15 protein-coding genes are annotated in these 18,637 nt (G+C 62.9%); 7 read left to right on the top strand and 8 right to left on the bottom strand.

Annotation, left to right across the window (positions count from 1 at the left end; genetic code table 11):
* The first annotated feature begins 3 nt into the window (after positions 1-3).
* Positions 4-351 (top strand): cupin domain-containing protein, encoded by a 348-nt coding sequence (locus AAZU54_RS00950; RefSeq protein ID WP_405129443.1) that lies wholly within the window; start codon positions 4-6, stop codon positions 349-351.
* 86 nt (positions 352-437) lie between these two features.
* Here the strand turns inward: AAZU54_RS00950 and AAZU54_RS00945 are convergent, their stop codons facing one another.
* Positions 438-1,253: a protein phosphatase 2C domain-containing protein gene (locus AAZU54_RS00945; RefSeq protein ID WP_186555120.1), complete on the bottom strand. Its 816-nt coding sequence runs from the start codon at positions 1,251-1,253 to the stop codon at positions 438-440.
* A gap of 184 nt (positions 1,254-1,437) precedes the next feature.
* Here AAZU54_RS00945 and AAZU54_RS00940 point away from each other — a divergent pair, with 184 nt between their 5' ends.
* A complete protein-coding gene (locus AAZU54_RS00940; RefSeq protein WP_186555121.1) occupies positions 1,438-1,935 on the top strand; it encodes a VOC family protein in 498 nt (165 codons plus the stop codon).
* Here the strand turns inward: AAZU54_RS00940 and AAZU54_RS00935 are convergent.
* Together AAZU54_RS00935 and AAZU54_RS00930 are read right to left on the bottom strand one after the other, a co-directional pair.
* Entirely contained in the window at positions 1,913-2,386 is a 474-nt protein-coding gene (locus tag AAZU54_RS00935; protein WP_186555122.1) for a sn-glycerol-3-phosphate transporter, read from the bottom strand. The genes AAZU54_RS00940 and AAZU54_RS00935 overlap by 23 nt on opposite strands.
* Before the next feature lie 223 nt (positions 2,387-2,609).
* Positions 2,610-6,833 (bottom strand): autotransporter outer membrane beta-barrel domain-containing protein, encoded by a 4,224-nt coding sequence (locus AAZU54_RS00930; protein WP_434726333.1) that lies wholly within the window; start codon positions 6,831-6,833, stop codon positions 2,610-2,612.
* 156 nt (positions 6,834-6,989) lie between these two features.
* Between AAZU54_RS00930 and AAZU54_RS00925 the strand changes: the two genes are divergently transcribed.
* Entirely contained in the window at positions 6,990-8,720 is a 1,731-nt protein-coding gene (locus AAZU54_RS00925) for a response regulator (protein ID WP_434726332.1), read from the top strand.
* A gap of 139 nt (positions 8,721-8,859) precedes the next feature.
* Here AAZU54_RS00925 and AAZU54_RS00920 read toward each other — a convergent pair whose 3' ends face one another.
* Both AAZU54_RS00920 and AAZU54_RS00915 read right to left on the bottom strand, forming a co-directional pair.
* Positions 8,860-9,021 (bottom strand): DUF2986 domain-containing protein, encoded by a 162-nt coding sequence (locus tag AAZU54_RS00920; RefSeq protein ID WP_186555124.1) that lies wholly within the window; start codon positions 9,019-9,021, stop codon positions 8,860-8,862.
* A gap of 183 nt (positions 9,022-9,204) precedes the next feature.
* Complete coding sequence (locus tag AAZU54_RS00915) at positions 9,205-10,122, bottom strand: LysR family transcriptional regulator (RefSeq protein WP_186555125.1); 918 nt, start codon at positions 10,120-10,122, stop codon at positions 9,205-9,207.
* Between the two features lie 129 nt (positions 10,123-10,251).
* Here AAZU54_RS00915 and AAZU54_RS00910 point away from each other — a divergent pair, with 129 nt between their 5' ends.
* The 4 genes from AAZU54_RS00910 to AAZU54_RS00895 all read left to right on the top strand — a co-directional run bounded on the left by AAZU54_RS00910 (position 10,252) and on the right by AAZU54_RS00895 (position 14,021).
* Positions 10,252-11,010, top strand: a complete 759-nt coding sequence (locus AAZU54_RS00910) for a 5-oxoprolinase subunit PxpA (protein ID WP_434726331.1) — start codon at positions 10,252-10,254, stop codon at positions 11,008-11,010.
* Positions 11,011-11,146: 136 nt separating this feature from the next.
* Positions 11,147-12,019 carry a 5-oxoprolinase subunit B family protein gene (locus AAZU54_RS00905; RefSeq protein ID WP_264233414.1) on the top strand — a complete coding sequence of 291 codons (873 nt, stop codon included), beginning with the start codon at positions 11,147-11,149 and terminating at the stop codon, positions 12,017-12,019.
* A complete protein-coding gene (locus AAZU54_RS00900; RefSeq protein ID WP_434726330.1) occupies positions 12,016-12,987 on the top strand; it encodes a biotin-dependent carboxyltransferase family protein in 972 nt (323 codons plus the stop codon). Before AAZU54_RS00905 ends, AAZU54_RS00900 begins: the two co-directional genes overlap by 4 nt.
* A gap of 200 nt (positions 12,988-13,187) precedes the next feature.
* Positions 13,188-14,021 carry an AraC family transcriptional regulator gene (locus AAZU54_RS00895; protein ID WP_186555129.1) on the top strand — a complete coding sequence of 278 codons (834 nt, stop codon included), beginning with the start codon at positions 13,188-13,190 and terminating at the stop codon, positions 14,019-14,021.
* A 141-nt stretch (positions 14,022-14,162) separates the two neighbouring features.
* Here AAZU54_RS00895 and AAZU54_RS00890 read toward each other — a convergent pair whose 3' ends face one another.
* The 3 genes from AAZU54_RS00890 to AAZU54_RS00880 all read right to left on the bottom strand — a co-directional run bounded on the left by AAZU54_RS00890 (position 14,163) and on the right by AAZU54_RS00880 (position 18,575).
* Positions 14,163-16,346 (bottom strand): TonB-dependent siderophore receptor, encoded by a 2,184-nt coding sequence (locus AAZU54_RS00890; RefSeq protein ID WP_186555130.1) that lies wholly within the window; start codon positions 16,344-16,346, stop codon positions 14,163-14,165.
* 175 nt (positions 16,347-16,521) lie between these two features.
* Positions 16,522-17,364, bottom strand: a complete 843-nt coding sequence (locus AAZU54_RS00885; RefSeq protein WP_434726329.1) for a TIGR03915 family putative DNA repair protein — start codon at positions 17,362-17,364, stop codon at positions 16,522-16,524.
* A complete protein-coding gene (locus tag AAZU54_RS00880; RefSeq protein ID WP_186555132.1) occupies positions 17,355-18,575 on the bottom strand; it encodes a putative DNA modification/repair radical SAM protein in 1,221 nt (406 codons plus the stop codon). The genes AAZU54_RS00885 and AAZU54_RS00880 overlap by 10 nt, the downstream gene beginning before the upstream one ends.
* Positions 18,576-18,637: the final 62 nt, after the last annotated feature.

Below are 18,637 nucleotides of genomic sequence, written 5' to 3'. Positions count from 1 at the left end.
TTGATGCAACCGGTATTGATCAAGGCGGTAACCGAGGCGCAGTTTTCGCAACCGGCGCCGGTGGCCCAACCCGTGGGCGAAACCATTGCCCAGGCGAGCACAGCAGGTGAGCACAACCTGATTGGCGCTGCGGCCGAAACGGGTATTTGGCAGTGCACGCCGGGCAGTTTTCGGCGTGGGGTCAAGCAAGCCGAGTACAGCTACATCATCAGCGGGGAGGGGAGCTTTACCCCCGATGGCGGGGCGCCGTTGGCGTTTTGTGCGGGCGATACCCTGTGCTTCCCGCCAGATAGCCAAGGAACATGGGAGATTCGTCAAACTGTGCGCAAGAGTTATGTGATTTTTGGCTGAGGTCCGAGATTTTGGGGCTGCAACGCTGCCCCAAAATGCTCAAATCCACCCCTCGCGAACAGTGCTGGCCGCCCGTCGATCAGCTATCAGGCGACCCGCAACCAGATCGCCGAGGCATCGTCACTGGCCTTGAAGCGCGGATAGCGCAGGCAAGCGGCGTCCTCCTGTTCTATGGCGCGCAGCGTCTGAGCCAGAGCGGCCAAGCCATGCGCCTCGAGCTGCGCGATAAAACCTGCCGGGTCGTAGACGTCATAGGTATCGAACAGCGCGGCGAAACCGTCGCTCATCAAAATCACCTCATCGCCCACGGACACCGCGCTGCGCACATAGCGTGTGCCGTCTCGGGCTTGCTGCGCATCGATGCTCAAGACGGCCTTGGGTCGCTCACGGGCAGCCCGGCGGTCGGCCACCACCGCTGGCGTGCGCACCCCGAATGCCCCGGTGCCCGGGCCCAGGGCTGCGGCTTCAGCACGTTCAGCCTCACGGTCCGGCTCGGGGGTGAGAAACCCAATGCCCTGGGCACTGCGGTGCAGCACGACACAATCGCCCATATAGGCACAGCTCAGTTCGGCACCCTCAAGGGCGACGGCGGCGAATGCAGCGCGCGGCAGCTCCCAGGCCGCGACCGGTTCGCGTCGCTGGGCCTGGGCATAGTTGGTTGCGACGGCGACAAACACCGATTCACACACCTGCTGCAAAGCGCCGGATGCCCCGTGAAAAGCCCGCTGCGCCGCTGCCGCCAGCCAGGCCGCACCACCGCGCTCACCGAGCAGACCCGGTGGGCCCAAATCTGTCGCGCCGTCGATGACCCAGGCATGCTGGTCGGCGCAGCCGATCCGGTCATCGTTGGGTACCTCTGGCTTACCGGCCAGGCTCAAGCTTTGGATCAGGTCGAAATGCATGGTCGATGGGTCTTCTCGTCGCACATGGGAGCAGGTTGGACAGGCCTGTCGGCGCGGGGTTCGCTCAGCGCTCGGCCATCTCGATGATAGCGTTGAAACCGGCCCATGCGCGCAGCCTTAGCGCCTGGCTGCCGGACATCGAGCGACTAGACTAATGCCTCTGTCCCGATCGAGGAGTACCGCCATGACCAGCAAGAACACTATTTGCCTGTGGTATGAGTGGGCGGCGCAGGAGGCGGCCGAGTTCTACGCCAAGACCTTCCCGGACAGCAAGGTGCTGGCCGTGCATAAGGCCCCAGCCGACTATCCCTCGGGGAAGGCGGGCGATGTGATTACTGTCGAGTTCAGCGTGATGGGCATTCCCTGCATCGGCCTCAATGGAGGGCCGGTGTTCAAGCACAACGAGGCGTTCTCGTTCCAGGTTGCTACCGACGATCAGGCCGAAACCGATCGTTTGTGGAATGCCATCGTCGGCAATGGCGGCGAGGAGAGTGTCTGTGGTTGGTGCAAGGACAAATGGGGTATTTCCTGGCAAATCACCCCAAGGATTCTCATCCAGGCCATTGCCAATCCTGACCAAGCCGCCGCCAAGCGGGCGTTCGAGGCGATGATGCAGATGGGCAAGATCGACGTCGCCAAGATTGAGGCGGCGTTGAACCCTAGAACCGAAGCCCCACGTTGACCATTCCCGCTGCCGCGCCGAGCACCACAAACTCTGCAGCCACCGGCCCCCAATGCGCACCGATGCCCGGAATGATTACCGGCGCAACGCCCAAATGGTTGAGCGGGATCTTGTCTTTGTATTCGCCTTTGTAGCCCTGGATCAGGCCTGCACTGAGCTTGGCATAGAGCGGAAACCGCTCATGCTCCCAGACTTTGCCGACGTAGCCATAGTAGGAGCGCTGGTTGAACGAGTTCTTGAATGTCGCCCCGCCCCAGAGCAGCCCATCGCTGTACACCCGTTCGATACCGATCAGACGTTGGTGATTGTTGTGCTCTGGGTCGGGGCTCCAGTGGCGGGTATAGGCGCTGGTCTGGATGTACCAGTAATCGCCCTGTGGCTCGCTTTGCCCAGCGCTGGCTGCGGTGCTCCAGAGGAGTAGGGCAATAGCTAGCAAAAATTGTCTGCTCATGTTCAACACCTGGCGCAACGCGCGTTATGGACACTCGCCACGCCTGCATTGGAAACCTGTCTCTGTCGGCTTGGCTGATGGTGGGAAAGGGCGCGTATGGTAGGTAGCTGACTCGCTATCGAATATCGGATTTGTCTGATAATGGCGGGTTGCAGAGGGGGATAAGGCGCCTGGGCGATGAGGCCCTCGATAAAAAACGCCCGGCTTAGCCGGGCGTCGTCGATCAGAACTTGACCTTGATACCAATCATCCCTTCATAGCTTCTGCTGTCCTTGCCAAACGCCTTCTGATAACCCAACGAGCCAGTCACTGTGGTGCGTTCATCGACCTGGTAGTCGACACCCAGGTTCAGTTCACCCCAGGTCCCACTCATGTCGGTGCCAAAGGGAATGTAGCCATCGGCCGAAGAAAACTCGGTTTTGCTCTTGCCCTTGAACTCGTGCCAGACGCTGGGGCGCACCCAGACGTTGGTGCGGTGCAGCTTGCCCTGGTCGTCTGCACGCAGGCTGTCCTTGTCGATGCGCACCCCCAGGCGGGCAGTCAGCGAGTCGACGTCTTCGAAGCGCACATCAGAGGCGTCGTCGTGGCTGTCATCGACCTTGATCTTGCTGACGATCACCTGGGCCTGCGGCTCGATGCGCAGGTTCTTGTCCTCATTGAGGTTGAACGGATAGCCCCCTTCGAGCGAGGCGGTCACGCCACGGCCGCGGGTTTTCATGGTGTCCATGTCGCTAGGGTTGGCTTGCACGTCGAAGCGGTTGAACTGCAGCACACCGTCGAGGTACCAGCCTTCTGGCCCAAAGTGGGTCCAGTAGCCGCCGACCCCATAGGCGCGGATCAGGTCGTCGCCAGCGCTGTTGCCATTGGTGTGCTCGACGTCACCTGCGATACGCCCAACGTTGAGCGACAGACCGGCCTGATCGGTACTGCCATCGACGTCTTCGTTGCGATACAGGTCAGTGCCGACCTGGAAGGCTTGGATCCGGTAGTCGTAGCTGGCACCTTGGCCCAGCTCGTCCTCACCCTTGCGGTAGATCAGCCGGCCCCAGCCCAGTGACGGGCCGTATTGTTCGGCGGCTTGTGCGGGCAGTGGCTCGCTGCTGAGCCTGCGCTCTTCACCGACCCGCTCATGCAGGGTATCGACCATGGCGTGGCTGTAGTGCAGCAACATCGAAGGCAAGGCGCGGTATAGCGTCGTTTCCGGGCGATAGTTGGGCACTTGTGGCCGAACTGGAACGATGGGGTGCTCGGGCTCAGTCGGATCGACGGGGTCCACTGGATCGACGGGTTTCACCGGATCTACAGGCTTCACCGGATCTACAGGCTTCACCGGATCTACCGGCTTCACTGGGTCGACAGGTTTCACCGGCTCGACTGGATCAACAGGGTCAACCGGCCCCCCATCAGCAGTAGAGCGCAGGTACCAGGCCTGGCGATTGCTGCCATCCAGGCTGGCCCGGTGCAGGGTGTATTCATAAGGGCCGGCCTTGACCCGGCTGAGCAAGCGGAAGGCTTGAGCATCGGTGGTCGCGCCATTGATGGCATCGACTACAAGAATCCCATTGCCCTGGGTCAGCGCGCCGGGGCCACCTGCGTTCTTGATCAACAGGTTGCTGCTGCCATCGGCCTTACCGCCATCCACCACCAGCTTGTCCGAGGGCGAACCGTCGCGGTACAGGTACGTGTTCAGGGCAAAGGTGCCATTGGCGCCGTGGTAGTTGTTGACGGTCAGGTGCTTGTAGCTGCCGCCGACTGGCGCGCTGAAGTCGATCAGGCTGGCCTCGTTGCGCAGGGTGCTGAGGTTCGAGTCGCCGGTCAGGTTCCATAGGCTGCTGTCGCGCAGATCGACCTGGGCACTGCTGCCCGCAGCGGTGCGCGCAGCGCCGTTGAGCACCGAGCCTACGACATCGATGTCGGCGTTGCCGGCACTGGCCAGCGAGCTGCCGACACCTTGCCACTGGCCGGTGCCCATGTCTGGGATGCTGCTGCCATCGCTGGCCACGGCGCTGTCGACATTCAACCATTGGCCGCTGCCACCGACGATACTGTCAGTCAGGCTGATGTCGGCGACGCCTGCGACAGCCACAGTGGCCCCGTCGCGGTTTTGCAGTACGCTGCTGTCGAGAGTGGCCTGGCCCTTGAGCAGTTCGGTGCCTTGCGCATAAAGCGCTGCGGCCTGGTCACCGGAGGCGTTGATCACACTGCGCTGGGCGTCGAGGCGCGCACCGTTCTTGGCCACGGCGGCGTGGGCCAGGTTGCCGCTGGTGTTGATCCCGACCTGATCGAGCTGAACATTGGCCTGGTTGTTCGCCAGCGCCCCCAGGGCCCGCTCGCCGTGGGTGGTGACGGTGGTGTTGCTAGCGCTCAGTAGCGCGGTGGATTCGGCCTGCAAACCATGGGACAACGCACCACTGGTTGTGATGCTCGAGTCGCTCAATTGCAGGCTGGCCGTATCGCTCTGATACTGCCGGCTGACCATGGCGCCGGTCGCTTGGTCGCCCAGGGTCTGGACGCTGACATTGTGCGCCACCAGGCTGACCTGGCCTGGCTTGAGGGTGCCGATGCCGGCATACAGGCCCATGGCATACTGCCCCTCGGTCTTCACGCTCAACCCTTCCAAGTACAGGCTGCCGCCATCGTCTACCGCAGCGCCGTAGGCCTGCGTGCCGGTGGTATGCACGGCGGTGCCGTAGACGTTGAGCACAGCCCCTGGGTTGCGCGAGGCCAGGGCGTGCGGGAAGGTCAGGTTGGATCGTACCGGTGAGCCATTGCCCGTGGTGGTTACCGAGCCGCCATACAGGGTGATGTTCGCGCCGCCGTCGGCGACCACGCCCATGGCGTTGTCGTCGCCCGAGGTGGTCACCGTGAGGTTATGAGCCACCACTGTCGAGTTACCTGCACTCAGGCCTGCTGAGTAATTGCCCTGGGTATCGATCAGGCCATTGTTGATTAGCAGCTCGGCGCCGCCCAGGGCACGTACCCCGTAGCTGGTTTTCTGCGTGGTGTGCACTTGGCTGTCGTTGAACAGCAGGCGTGAGCCACTGCCTTCGACCAAGGCGCCCAGGCCCCAAGGGCCTGCTGCACTGCCAGCCGGGGCGAGGCGCAGGGTACTGTCGCTGACCTCGGCAGTGGCGCCTGCATTGACGTAGAGACCGTGCGCGCGATTACCGCCGACCTCGACCCGACTGGCGCTGACAATGGCGTGCGAGCCGCTGCCTTCGACTGACACGCCGTGGCTGTAGGTGCCTTCGGCGCTCAGGGTGCTGTTGTCGATCAGCACGGCGCCGCCGCCCATGGCCCGTGCGGCTGAGGCGAAGTCATTGACGGTGCCCGAGCCTTTGACAGCCACGCTGCTGTTGCGCAACGAAACCTGGCTGGCGCTGCCTTCGGCGCGGGCGCCGCCGATGTAGCTGCCGCTGGAACTGACCGTGACCGCATCGGCGTTGATGCTGGCGCCGCCGAGCGCATGCAACACGGCAGTACTGCTGGTGCTGGTGGCGGCGGAAGTATGGCTGAGGCTGGTGCGCTGCAATTGAATCTGCCCGCCGTCATCTGCCCGGGCGCCGCTGGCGGCGACTGCGCCAGTGCGTATCTCGCTGTCGCTGACAGCGATCAGGCTGGCGTTGCCAGTGGCTTTCAGGCCATGGCTGGCGCTAGTAGGGCTGCTGGCGCCAGTGGTACTGATCACGCTGGCACCGCTGATGCTGATCTTGCCGCCGCCTTGGGCCAGCACGCCAACCGAGCCTTTGGACAGGGTGCTGACCTCGCTTGCAACCAGGTCGATCTGGCTGCCAGCGCCAGTGGCGACCAGGCCCTGGTTGTTCACCCCGTTAGTGCCGCCACCGACGCTGATGGTGCTGTTGTTCAACCTCACTTGGCCGGCGTTCTTGGCGCTGACGCCGGTCAGGTTGCTGGCGGTGATCAGCGTACTGTTGGCCGCTTTGGGTATCAGCGTGACCGTCACCCCAGAGCCACTCAACTGGCCGCCATCGCTGGCCAGCCCCGTTTGGCCATTGGCGTTGGCGGCCGTCAGGGCGCTGCTGTTGACGCTACCGCGCTCGAAGCCGACGCTGCTGGCCATCTGCGCAAGCACCCCGGTGGTGCGGGCCGCGCCCAGGTTGACCGTGGCGTCGTCATGCGCACCTGCGCTGGAAACACCAATGCCATCGGCGCTGTTGAGGTTGATTGGCGCTGGCGACCCCAGCAGCCGGCTGGCGAATAACTGGGGTGCCTGCTGACTGGCTTGCAGGGCGATCTGCAGGTAGTCAGGGGAGGGCATGGCGCCCGCTGCCGAGGGCGGGTCGATAGCCATCAGCGGTGGGTCGAGGGCGCTGTCCTCGGCTTCGGCCTCGATCAGGCTGACGCTGAACAGGGCCGCCAGAATCAGGCCAATGGCCCGGCCCAGACGAGTACGTTGGAAGTGTGCAGGACGCTTGACGGTGTTCATGGCAGCCTCTTGGGCATCTGAAGTGGGATGCCTGAAGTCTGCGCGGGACGCCTGCTGGCGAATGTCGGAGGCGTTACAACCTGCTTGTAGGAGTGACTCTCGTCCGCGGCTCTGGTCTATGCTTGGCATCGGCCATTGCCGCAGAGGGAAGGCGCCATGAGCACGCTGCTGTTGGTCGATCACCTGCCGATCGTGCGTGACGGCTTGCGGGCTGTGCTTGAGCGTGCCGGCCACCAGGTACTGGGCGAAGTCGACAACGGCCTGGATGCGCTGGAGCAGTGCCGGCTGCTGCACCCGCAGGTGGTCATTCTGGAATTATTGGTGCCGCAGCTGGGTGGGCTGGATTTGCTGCGCCGGCTGCGCGCCAGTCATCAGGGCATCAAACTGCTGGTGTACAGCGTGCAGGAGGCCAGCCTGTATGCCGCCCGTTCCTTGCAGGCCGGCGCCGATGCCTATGTGTGCAAGAGCGAAGCGCTTGGCCAATTGCACAGCGCCCTGCAGGCGCTCAGCCATGGACGCAGCTACTTCCCCCGTGAAGTCGCCCGCCAGGACCTCGACGGTGCAGGCGAAGATGACTTGACCCAGCTTTCCGGGCGCGAACTCACCGTGTTGCAGATGCTCAGCCAAGGGTTGAGTAACAAGGACATCGCCGAGCAGCTCAGCCTCAGTTACAAGACCATCAGCACCTACAAGGCGCGTCTGCATCAGAAGCTCAAGGTCGGCAACGATTTCCAGTTGCTCGAAGTCGCCCGCAGCCATGGCTTGGTTGCCGGCGACGAGGCGAGCAGGGCGCAGGCGCCTTCCAGCGACCCGCAACTGCTACGCGAGCACGGCTTGTTACGGGCGCTGCTCGACGCTGCCCCCTACCCGATGTTCGTGCGCGACCTCGCAGGCCGCCTGCTGATGTGTAACCGCCGCTACCTGGCCTACGCCGGAGAAAGTTTCGAAGCGATCTACGGCTCTACCATCGACCAGGCGCTGTGGTTGCCTGCGCCGTTGCGCGAGCGTTCACGGCAGCGCTTCACCGAGGCGGTTGCGCGGCAAGAGCCGTTTCTGGCCGAAGCGGTGATCGAGCATCTGGGCGAAGTGGTTGCCATGCATATCTGGTGCACACCGTTTCGCGACCAGAGCGGTCAATTGGTGGCCATGCTGGGCGGCATGCGTGACCTCACCGAGCGCGATCGGCTGCTCTCGATATTGCGTCACGAGGGCGCCGAGGCGCGCTATGAAAGCCACCTGAAGAGCTCGACCCTGGCAGCTGTCAGCCAGGAACTTGGGCAAATGCTGGCGGTGTTTCGAACCGCTGTGCAACGCGTGCTTGCGCTAAGCGATGAGCCCTTGCGCCCAGCTCTGCAAAGCCTGGCAGAACACGTTCAAGCCATGTACCAGTGCCTGGCCAAGGTCGATGCCCTGATGGATCAGGATGACCACCCAGGTCAGGCGCAACGCGCCGCGCATGACCTGGGCAACCTGACCGAAGCGATCCTGGCGCCGGTGCGCCAGCAACTGCAAGCGCGGGGCTGTGAGCTGGACCTGGGGCCAGGGCTGCGTGCACTGCAAAGCGCGTGGATCGATGCTCGCCACTACCGGCAATTGCTCGAGGGCCTGTGCGGCTACCTGCAACTGCGGCCATTGCCGGCGCACCTGAGCTTGCGTCTGGCTACCCGGATTCAACCGCGAGGCTTGTTGCGCCTGAGCCTGGAGCTGACGCCCTGGTACCCGGCCCTAGAGCAAGCGCCGTGCGAAGTGTCGGCGTATGCCACTCTCCAGCGCCTGCTTTTGCGCTTGCAGGGGCGCGCTCAAACCCTTGCCCCTGATGACGGTGACACGCTGGTACTGCGAGTAGAAATGGACCTGCCACAGGTGCTTGCCGACAGCGCGCAATGAAACCAAGACGCTCGAGCCGCGACCGCTCAACGTCAACACGAGGGCGCATACCTGTTGGCTGGATGCAACTGTTGCGCTCAGACGTGCACATCGACAGCCTGGGCGGGCGTGTGCGTGAGCTGCTGGCGTTGCAGCCGTATCAGCTCTCTGGCAAGGCGCCTGAGTCTTGATCGCCCTGGGCAGCCAACTTCGCCCGGTCTGCTTTGCAGATGTATTTAGGTTTGTTTTTGGGAGCCAGTTTGGCGCTGGCTTTTTTCGCGTGAGCCTTTAACAGCTGCTTGATTTTTTTCTGCCGATTCATGGTTTCAACTCGATTCGTGACTGCGTGGGATATCAACCCGATCCCAGGGGCTCGGTCGAACGGCTGGCTAGCCGGTGTCCGCGATGGCGAAATTCTACTCCATTGCTGCGGGATCGGTATCGATCTGCGTGGCGCGGACAAGCACCGCCGCTGACTGAGCGGCCTTCGAGCACCTCGCCCCGCTTAGCGTCGAGCCAAATGCTGCTGCGGCGCCATGAACGCTGCATGGAAGTAGCTGCGCAGCGCCTGCATCGCCGGGCTTAATTCGCGCTCGCGATGCCAGGCCAGGCCAACGCTCATGGGCGTGACCTGATCGCTGATGGTCACGGTCTCGATGCGCTTGCCTTCCAACGACCACGGACGGTGCACCAGATCCGACAGAATCGCCACGCCGCTGCCATTGGCAACCATGCTGCGCACCGCCTCGACCGAGCTTGTGCGCACGCGCACATCTGGTTGCTGCCCAGCCTGTTGCCAATACCGCATCGCGCTTTGTTCGGCTTCATCGACCGTAAGCAGGATGTAGGGTTGCTGGGCGACATCGGCCAGGCTCACCGCCGAGCGTTCGCACAGCGGGTGATGGCTGGGCAGCCACAGTCGGCGTTCGGAGTTGAACAGCGTCTCGGAAACGATATCCGGGTGGGTAAGGTTGGCGGTCAATACCACGGCCATGTCGAAGCGACCTTCGAGCAACCCCTGCTCGATGGCGCTGCGCTCCTGTTCATGAACCTCGATCAGCACATCGGGGTGCCAGTGCTCCAGGCGTTGCAAGTGATGCGGCAGAAAGTAACCAATGACCGTGTAGCTCGCTGCCAGGCGCAGCAGACCGCTGGCGCGTACATCCGGCAGCGGGCTGTTCAGCGCATCGTCGACGCTGCGCAGGATCACGTAGGCGCGGTTGAGAAAATGCCGGCCAGCGTCGGTCAGGCTCATGCCTTGGGCCGAGCGCTGGAACAGCAGCGCGCCGAGCATGGCCTCCAGCTCCTTGATCGCGGTGGTCACCGCCGACTGGGAAATGTTCAGGTGCAGCGCCGCCTGGGAGATCTGGCCGATCTCGGCGGTGGCAACGAAATAGCGCACCTGGCGCAAGGTCAGCGACATGCAGGCTCCGGTAATGGGTATCTGTTTTTCAGAAGACAGCCTATCTGTTTATAGATCTTCCCAAGGGGTGCTGGGGAATTTAACGTGGGCTGCAGCAACCCACAAGCAGGCACCGTAGGAGAGCGCACAATGCAGGTCGTGGATTTCAACTCGGACATGGGCGAGGGCTTTGGCCCCTGGACCATCGGCGATGGCGTCGACCATGAGCTGATGGCCTTCATCAGTTCGGCCAACATCGCCACCGGTTTTCATGCCGGCGACCCCGGCACCATGCGCCGTACGGTGGAGCGGGCCAAGGCGTTGGGCGTGGCTATCGGTGCTCACCCAGGCTTTCGCGACCTGGTCGGCTTTGGCCGTCGGCACATCAATGCCCCGGCGCAGGAACTGGTCGATGACATGCTCTACCAGCTTGGCGCCCTGCGCGAGATCGCTCGCGCCCAAGGCGTGGCCTTGCAGCACGTCAAGCCCCATGGCGCGCTGTACATGCACTTGGCGCGCGATGAAGAGGCTGCACGCTTGCTGGTTGAAAACCTGCAGCGGCTGGAGCCTGAACTGCTGCTGTACTGCATGCCCGGCTCGGTGATCTGCCGCATTGCCCAAACGCTTGGCCAGCCAGTGATTCGCGAGTTCTATGCCGACCGCGAATATGACCTGAGCGGCTCGATCGTGTTTACCCGGAACGTTCGCGGCTATGAGCCAAGCCATGTCGCCGAGCGGGTCTTGCGGGCCTGCCAAGAGGGGGTAGTGCGTACGGTCGATGGCCAGGACCTGCCGATCAGCTTCGATTCCATTTGCCTGCATAGCGATACCCCAGGCGCCCTGCAGCTGGTCGAGGCCACACGCAAGGCCCTGGATGCTGCGGGGATCAGCGTGCGCGCGCCGCGCTGACGTCAACGGGCACCTGGCGCATACAGACCAGGGTCCGCAGCGTTGTTTTTGCCTGCCTTTCTACAAGTATTCCAAGAGGAACAGTCATGGCCGAGCATGCTTTCATCATTCCACTGCCTCGCCCCGGAGGCGCGAAATGAACGCGCCGATCCGCTACAGCTTTGGCGCCGACGAACACCTGTTTGCCGAGGTCAGCGACAGCATGTCGCTGGAGGCCTTCTTCAAAGGCATGGCCGTGACCCGCGCGGTCGAGCGCCTGCAACTGGATGGGGTGCTCGATGTGTGCCTGGCCAACGCCTCGTTCCAGATCCGCTTCGATCCTGATCGCATCGCCCCGCAGGCGCTGCTCGAAGCGGTGCAGGGCGCGGAGGCCGAGGCCGTCGCCGAGCGCTCGTTGCACACGCGGATCATCGAGATCCCGGTGCTGTACAACGATCCCTGGACCCATGAAACGCTGATGCGTTTTCGCGACCGGCATCAGGACCCAGACGCCACCGACCTTGAGTACGCGGCGCGGATCAATGGCCTGGCCGATGTCGAGGCGTTCATTGCCGCCCACAGCGGTGCGCCGTGGTTCGTGTCGATGGTCGGCTTCGTTGCCGGCTTGCCGTTCATGTTCCAGATGGTCGAGCGTGAACGTCAGCTGCAAGTGCCCAAGTATTTGCGTCCACGGACCGACACGCCGAAGCTGACCCTGGGCCATGGCGGGTGCTTTGGCTGCATCTACTCAGTGCGCGGGGCAGGTGGCTATCAGATGTTCGGCGTAACCCCCGCGCCGATCTACGATCCGCAGCAGCAGTTGGATTACCTCAAGGAACACATGGTGTTCTTCCGGCCGGGCGATATCGTCCAGTTCAAACCAATTGACCGCGATGCCTATGACCAGGCTGTGGATGAGGTTGAAAGCGGCCGGTTCACTCTGCGCATCCGTTCGGTGGAATTCTCCCTGGATGCTTTTTTAGCCGACCCGGTTGGCTATCCCCAGTCGCTGCAGGAGGCATTGGCATGATCAAGGTACTCAAGCCTGGCCTGGCCACCTCGGTGCAGGACCTGGGCCGTGAAGGCTACTACCACCTGGGGATCCCGCCATCGGGTGCGCTCGATCAATATGCGCTGCGCGCGGCTAACCAACTGGTCGGCAACCCGGCCGGCGCAGCCGGGCTGGAATGCACCCTGGTGGGGCCGGAGCTGGAGTTCCAGGCCGATGCCCTGGTGGCGGTGTGCGGCGCGCAGATGCCGGTGCGCCGGGACGGGGTGGAGCAGTATCCGGACACGGCGTTCAAGGTCCGCGCCGGGCAGGTGTTGCGCTTTGACTTCCCCCGCGCCGGCGCGCGCGCCTATCTGGCGGTGGCCGGTGGCATCGATGTCCCGCAGGTGCTGGGCAGTCGCTCCACCTACGGGTTGGGCGCGCTGGGGGGGTGGCAGGGGCGCAAGCTGGTGGCGGGCGACCTGTTGCCGGTGGGTGTGGCCAGCGGTAAAAGCCGCGCAGGTGCCAGCCTGCCGATGGCCCTGCGGCAGAGTCTGGGCGGGGAGGTGCTGCTGCGGGTGGTGCCCGGTCTGTACTACGACCGCTTGACGGCGACGGCCGCGCGCGATTTCTTCAGCGATGCCTGGACGGTGGGGTCCGAGGCGGACCGAATCGGCTATCGCTTCAAGGGCGGTAGCGCGTTGAGTTTCCAGCCGCGCGAGCAACCTTTTGGCGCGGGCTCCGATCCTTCTAATATCGTCGACAGTTGCTACCCGATTGGTTCGATCCAGGTACCGGCAGGCTTGGAGCCGATCATCCTGCACCGGGATGCGGTATCCGGTGGCGGTTACGCGATGATTGGCACGGTGATCAGTGCTGACCTGGATTTGATCGGCCAGATGCAGCCCAACCAGCAGGCGCGGTTCGTTGAGGTGACGCTTGAGCAGGCGTTGGAGGCGCGGCGTTCATACAAGAAGCGCCTGGCGTTTGTGCAGCGGCTGTTTACCTGAAAGCCAGCGCTTGTTGGGTCAGTTGTGGCGCTATCGCGGGGCAAGCCCGCTTCTACACGATCTGCGCAGCACGCATCGATCGTGTAGGAGCGTCGCGTGCTGCGTCGTACAAAGTCGGCAGGTCGTTGAACGCGCAAGAACGATCAAATCCCCACCCCAGACATTTGCTACTGTCGGCGCTGCTTTGGAGGAGCATCGTCATGCGCAGTATCGAAAATATCCTGTGGTTCATCGAGTCGGAGTTGCAGTCGGAGCTCGACCTGGGCCGGGTTGCCCAGCGCTTCGACCTGTCGCCGTTCGCCCTGTCGCGTTATTTCTCGCTGACCACCGGTTGGCCGGTGATGCGCTACATCCGTGCCCGTCGGCTTAGCGACGCGGCCCTGGCGCTGCGTAACGGTCAGCCGGACATCTTGCAGGTGGCGTTGACGGCAGGCTATGGCTCCCACGAAGCCTTCACCCGTGCGTTCTGCGAGCAATTTGGCGTCACGCCGAAACAGGTTCGCGAGCAGCCCGACAATGACCTTTCCCTGGTTGAGCCGCTGAGAATGAAACAACTGAAATTGATCGAGTTGCCCGAGCCGCGTTTCGAGCGTCGTGGCGAGTGGGTTATCGCAGGCGTAGGTGGGCGATTTACCTTCGACAAGAACGAGGGCATCGTCGGCCTGTGGCAGGCGTTCGATCCGTACATGGACCAGGTGCCCGGCCAGGTAGGGCGTTGGTGCTATGGGCTGTGCTGCAACCCTGGGGAGGATGGCAGCTTTGAGTACATCGCCGGTATCGAAGTGTCGCGCATCGATGGGCTGCCAGCGTCATTTCGCTCATTCAAGGTGGCGCCGCAGGACTATGCGGTGTTTCGCCATCAAGGCCACATTTCGATGATCCACCAGACGATGTTCACCATTTTCAATCAGTGGCTGCCAGCGTCAGACTACCGCTTTGCCGATGCGCCTGAGTTCGAGGCCTACAGCCCTGACTTTGATCCGGGGCGTGAGACCGGTTACGTCGAGGTGTGGATTCCGATAGCCCGCCGTTGAGGCGTGCGCCAAGCGAGGCTCAGACGTACTAACAGCAGATCAAGGGTGATGGGCGCGTGGGCTGACAAAGGTCAGCGATAGCGGAGCAAAGCGAGGAGGGTGAGGTGCGCGTCCCTGCGCAGAATGGATAGGGGCGATGACTTAGAAGCTGTATTTGGCCGTCAGCATCATGTTGCGTGGGGCGCCATAAGTGTCGCCGCCGTACTGCCAGGAAGAGGAGATCGACGAGTAGTATTTGCGATCGAAGATGTTGTTGGCATTGAGTTGCAGGTCCAGGTGCTGGTTGACCTGGTAGCCGGCCATCACGTCAGTGACGGCATAGGCGCCCTGGATCAAGCGGTAGTTGCTGCCGTCGCTAAGCGCGATGTCGTTGTACATGCGGCTCTGCCAGTAGACGTTGCCGCCGACGCGCAGTTTTTCCAGCGGGCCCTGGAAGCGGTAGACAGTCGAGAGCTTGAACATGCGCTCGGGCAAGTCGGTGGTGAGCTGCTTGTTGACCTTCTCCGGGCTTTTTTCATCCTTGGTGGTGTGCGCGCGGGCATAGGTGTAACCGGCGCCGACCTGCCAGTTCTCGGTCAGTGCGCCCTGCAGCTCCAACTCGATACCCTGGCTGCGAACCTCACCGGAGGCCTCGTAGCACGCCAGTTGTGGGCACGGTACGTCGACTTGTACGGCTCGGTTTTCCTGGTCGATGCGGAACACCGCCAAGCTTGCGTTCAGGGCGCCGTCGAAGTACTCACCCTTGATGCCGACCTCGTAGTTCTTGCCCACGATCGGCTTGACCGGCGTGCCGGAGACGTCCTTGGAGCTCTGCGGGTTGAAGATGTCGCTGTAGCTGACATACACCGAGTGATGCTCGTCCAGATCGTAGATCAGGCCGGCATAGCGGGTGACGTTGCGGGTCACCTTGTAGCTGGCGTCGGAGTCGTCACGGTTGTCGTAGTCGTACCAGTCCAGGCGCCCACCGAGGATCAGTTTCAGCGGGTCGGCCAGGCTCAGGCGGGTGCTCATGTAGACCGCATCCTGGGTGGTGACTTCACGCGTGTTGTCGGTGTGGACGAAGTTCGGCTTCGGCCCATTGAGCGGCCAGAACATGTTGTAGGGGCTGTAGTTGTTGGTGGTCATGTCATAGATGCGTTTGCTCGCACCCACCACCAGTTCGTGGCTGCGACCAAAGGCTTGGAATGGGCCGCTGGCGAACGCGTCCAGGCCGGCCTGGTTTTCTTCCTGGCCAGACTGGTAGACGGTTCTTTGCAGCGACTGGTCGGCGGCCCAGCGCGACTGATAGGAACCGGAGAACAGCGCATCCTGCTCGCTATAGGTGGCATTGACCTGCAGTTTCCAGTCGTTGGCCAGGCGCTGGCGCACCTCGGCGAACACTGTGTTGATTTCCTGGTCTTTGTTTTCCCAGTCAGTGCCTGGGTTGTACGAGCGCGGCAAATCCAGGTGGTGGCCGTCCAGGCCGACCATCGACGCGCCCCAGAAGTAATTGGTCTTGTCTTTCTGGTTGGAGAAACCCAGCGTCAGGGTGGTGTCGTCGCTCAGGTCCGCTTCAGTGATCGCATAGAACAGGCCATGGCTTTCCTCCATGCTGTCGACGAAACCGTTGGCGTCACGATAAGAGGCGACCACTCGTCCGCGCAGGGTGCCGCTGTCGTTGAGCGGGCTGGAGGCGTCGATCTCGCCGCGGTAGTTGTCCCAAGTGCCGGCAGCCCCGGTCAGGGTGACTTTCTGTTCGGCCAGCGGGCGCTTGCGGACCAGGTTGATCGCTGCCGAGGGGTTGCCGCTACCGGTAACCAGGCCGGTTGCGCCACGCACTACTTCCACCCGGTCGAACATTGCCAGGTTCGGCTGGGCGCCGACTGTCCAGCCCTGATAGTTGCTGGGGATACCGTCATACATCAGGTTATCGATATCAAAGCCGCGCGCCGAATACGTCTGGCGACCTGGGCCGCTGGATTGGCTGAGGAACAGGCCGGGGCTGTACTTGACCACATCGTTGATGCTGGTCATGGCCTGGTCGTCCATGCGCTGACGGGTGATCACGGTCACCGCTTGTGGGGTCTCGCGCAGGCTCAAGGGCAATTTGGTTGCAGTCGCCATGGCGCCGGTGGTGTAGGAGGTCGTTCCTTCTGTCGTGCTGCCCAGACCGGTAGAGCTGACCTCGGTAGCGCCGAGCTCCATTACCGCACCATTGGATTGCGCCTGATCCTTAGGCTGGTCGGCTTCCTCGGCCAGCGCCGGAGCGACGGTCGCCATACAGATGGCCATGGCCAGTAGATTGCGTGAGGGGCTGAAGCGGCGTTGCGAAGAAGGGCGCGACATGAGCAGCGGTTCCTGACGGGTTGAAAGAGCAAATAATTCTGCGTCTGAGAATGATTAGCAATCAGTGTGTCAGGATTTGTCGCAGGAAAAAAGACTGGTTTCCTACAATTTTTTAGGAAATTTTCACATTTGCAGGCGAAGGCTGGGAAAGCGCAGGAGAAGGTTGGCCGCAGGCCTAATCGCGAGCCTTGGCAATCCGCTTGCCAGCTTGCTGCGCCACTTCCAGCGCCTGGCCATCGCGCTGCTTGCCTTGGCGAGCCTGGCCCATCAGTTGCGGGATCAGCATGCCCTCGGGCAAGTGCCGCCAGAACCTGCCCGGCATGTGCAGGCGCAGGGCATCAGGGTTGAGCCGGGCCGGGTTGAAGGTGTGTCGGTAGTAGGTGCGCCACAGCTCTGCGCCGGGATCTTCGGCGTGCTGCGCCCATTGGCGCCACTGCTCTGGGCACTGACGACGGTAATCCAGGGTTTGCCCATCGAAGCGCACAGCGTCGCGATCGGTTGCGATCAGCCAGCGCTGGCGGCCGAGGCGATCGGCGAAGTGGCTGCTGGCACTTTCGAGGATGTCGTGCGCCGGTTCATGGTAGGCGACCAGGTCAAGCTGCAGCTGCTCGGCGAGCAGTGCTGGAAGCGGTACGAAACGCACGAAGGCGTGCAGGTGGTGGGCTTCGCGGCTGACCTGCTTGATCCGCCGGTGCAGTTCGCTACCTAGGCGATCACCTGCGAGCATGGCAGTGCGGTCGCCGTGGGCAACCCGCCAGAGCACCTCATAGAGCAGGTTCCAGCGCTGCTCGCCGTGGTAGCGGCCCGCTTGCTCCAGCTGGCTCAACAGGGCCGCCGGTACTTTCGCTTGGAATGGCCCACGGCCTTCTGGTAATGGCCTCGGCACGGCGAGCAAATCGTCGATCGGACCTTGTGCCCAGCTGACCTGGGCGGGGTCGATGCCGTGGCTGAGCAGCGTGCGCGCCTGTTCGCGCCACAGGGCAAAATGGTTGTCGCAATCGAGCGCGATCATCCCCACAGCCCCATCTGCACCGGGGCCTGCGGTTCGCGCAGGCGTGCGCGCAACAGGCCGCTGCGCAGCTCGGCTTGAGCCGGGCGGTAGTCACTGGTGACGATGAATGGGCGAGCCTTGTCCAGCACACACCGCAGCTGGATCAGGTCGTCATAGCGGATGCGCCGTTCCCGGCGCAGCGCCACCAGCCGCTGCACGCTGCGCAGACCGATGCCGGGGATGCGCGCCAACAGCGCAGGTTCGGCGCGGTTCACATCAAGCGGGAATACCTCTCGGTTGGCCAAGGCCCAGGCAAGCTTGGGGTCGATGTCCAGATCCAGGTTGCCTGCCTGGCTCAGTAGCTCGCCGGCCTTGTAGCCATAGCCGCGCATCAGGAAGTCGGCCTGGTACAGGCGGTGCTCGCGCAGCAGCGGCGGGGCTGCCAACGGCACGCTGTTGGGGCTGTCGGGTATCGGGCTGAAGGCCGAGTAATAAACGCGCTTGAGGCCATAGCCCTGGTACAGCGATTCGGCATTGCCCAGCAGGGTGCGGTCATCGGTGTCGTCGGCGCCGACGATCACTTGGGTGCTTTGTCCCGCCGGGGTGAAGCGCGGTGCACGAGGTTCGCCAGCTACTGCCAGCTGGCCTTGCTGGATGGTGCCCATGGCCTGGCGGATGGTATGGGCGTGCTTTTCCGGAGCCAGGCGTTTGAGGCTGGCGTCGGTAGGCAGTTCGACATTGACGCTGAGCCGGTCGGCCAGGCGGCCGGCTTGTTCGATCAGCAGGGGGTCGGCATCGGGAATGGTCTTGAGGTGGATGTAGCCTCGGAACTCGTGCTCCTCACGTAGCAGGCGCGCCACCTCGATCAATTGCTCCATGGTGTAGTCGGCCGAGCGGATGATGCCGGAGCTGAGAAACAGGCCGCTGATGCAGTTGCGCCGGTAGAAATCCAGGGTAAGGCGCACCACCTCCTCAGGGCTGAAGCGCGCTCGCGGGACGTTGCTGGAGCGGCGGTTGACGCAGTATTGGCAGTCGTACAGACAGAAATTGGTCAGCAGTACCTTGAGCAACGAGACGCAGCGGCCATCGGGGGTGTAGCTGTGGCAGATGCCCATGCCATCGGTGGCGCCAAGCCCCTCGCGGCCACGCGAGCTGCGCTTGGGCGCACCGCTGCTGGCGCACGAGGCGTCGTATTTGGCAGCGTCGGCGAGGATGCCGAGTTTGGCGATGAGTTGCATGGGGTCTACTCAAAATACTGAATATTCATACAGTATTTGCAGAAGGGGTTGGATGCAAGTGC

Source organism: Pseudomonas sp. Je.1.5.c (assembly GCF_051129895.1).
GTDB classification, from domain to species: domain Bacteria; phylum Pseudomonadota; class Gammaproteobacteria; order Pseudomonadales; family Pseudomonadaceae; genus Aquipseudomonas; species Aquipseudomonas urmiensis.
Note: the sequence above shows the minus strand (reverse complement) of the source record. Positions and strands in the feature narration are given on the sequence as shown.

Coding starts and splice junctions, on each gene's coding strand:
- AAZU54_RS00895 (WP_186555129.1), top strand. CDS start 13,188: ATGCGCAGTATCGAAAATATCCTGTGGTTCATCGAGTCGGAGTTGCAG.
- AAZU54_RS00900 (WP_434726330.1), top strand. CDS start 12,016: ATGATCAAGGTACTCAAGCCTGGCCTGGCCACCTCGGTGCAGGACCTG.
- AAZU54_RS00930 (WP_434726333.1), bottom strand. CDS start 6,833: ATGAACACCGTCAAGCGTCCTGCACACTTCCAACGTACTCGTCTGGGC.
- AAZU54_RS00950 (WP_405129443.1), top strand. CDS start 4: ATGCAACCGGTATTGATCAAGGCGGTAACCGAGGCGCAGTTTTCGCAA.
- AAZU54_RS00925 (WP_434726332.1), top strand. CDS start 6,990: ATGAGCACGCTGCTGTTGGTCGATCACCTGCCGATCGTGCGTGACGGC.
- AAZU54_RS00915 (WP_186555125.1), bottom strand. CDS start 10,122: ATGTCGCTGACCTTGCGCCAGGTGCGCTATTTCGTTGCCACCGCCGAG.
- AAZU54_RS00880 (WP_186555132.1), bottom strand. CDS start 18,575: ATGCAACTCATCGCCAAACTCGGCATCCTCGCCGACGCTGCCAAATAC.
- AAZU54_RS00910 (WP_434726331.1), top strand. CDS start 10,252: ATGCAGGTCGTGGATTTCAACTCGGACATGGGCGAGGGCTTTGGCCCC.
- AAZU54_RS00940 (WP_186555121.1), top strand. CDS start 1,438: ATGACCAGCAAGAACACTATTTGCCTGTGGTATGAGTGGGCGGCGCAG.
- AAZU54_RS00890 (WP_186555130.1), bottom strand. CDS start 16,346: ATGTCGCGCCCTTCTTCGCAACGCCGCTTCAGCCCCTCACGCAATCTA.
- AAZU54_RS00945 (WP_186555120.1), bottom strand. CDS start 1,253: ATGCATTTCGACCTGATCCAAAGCTTGAGCCTGGCCGGTAAGCCAGAG.
- AAZU54_RS00920 (WP_186555124.1), bottom strand. CDS start 9,021: ATGAATCGGCAGAAAAAAATCAAGCAGCTGTTAAAGGCTCACGCGAAA.
- AAZU54_RS00935 (WP_186555122.1), bottom strand. CDS start 2,386: ATGAGCAGACAATTTTTGCTAGCTATTGCCCTACTCCTCTGGAGCACC.
- AAZU54_RS00905 (WP_264233414.1), top strand. CDS start 11,147: ATGAACGCGCCGATCCGCTACAGCTTTGGCGCCGACGAACACCTGTTT.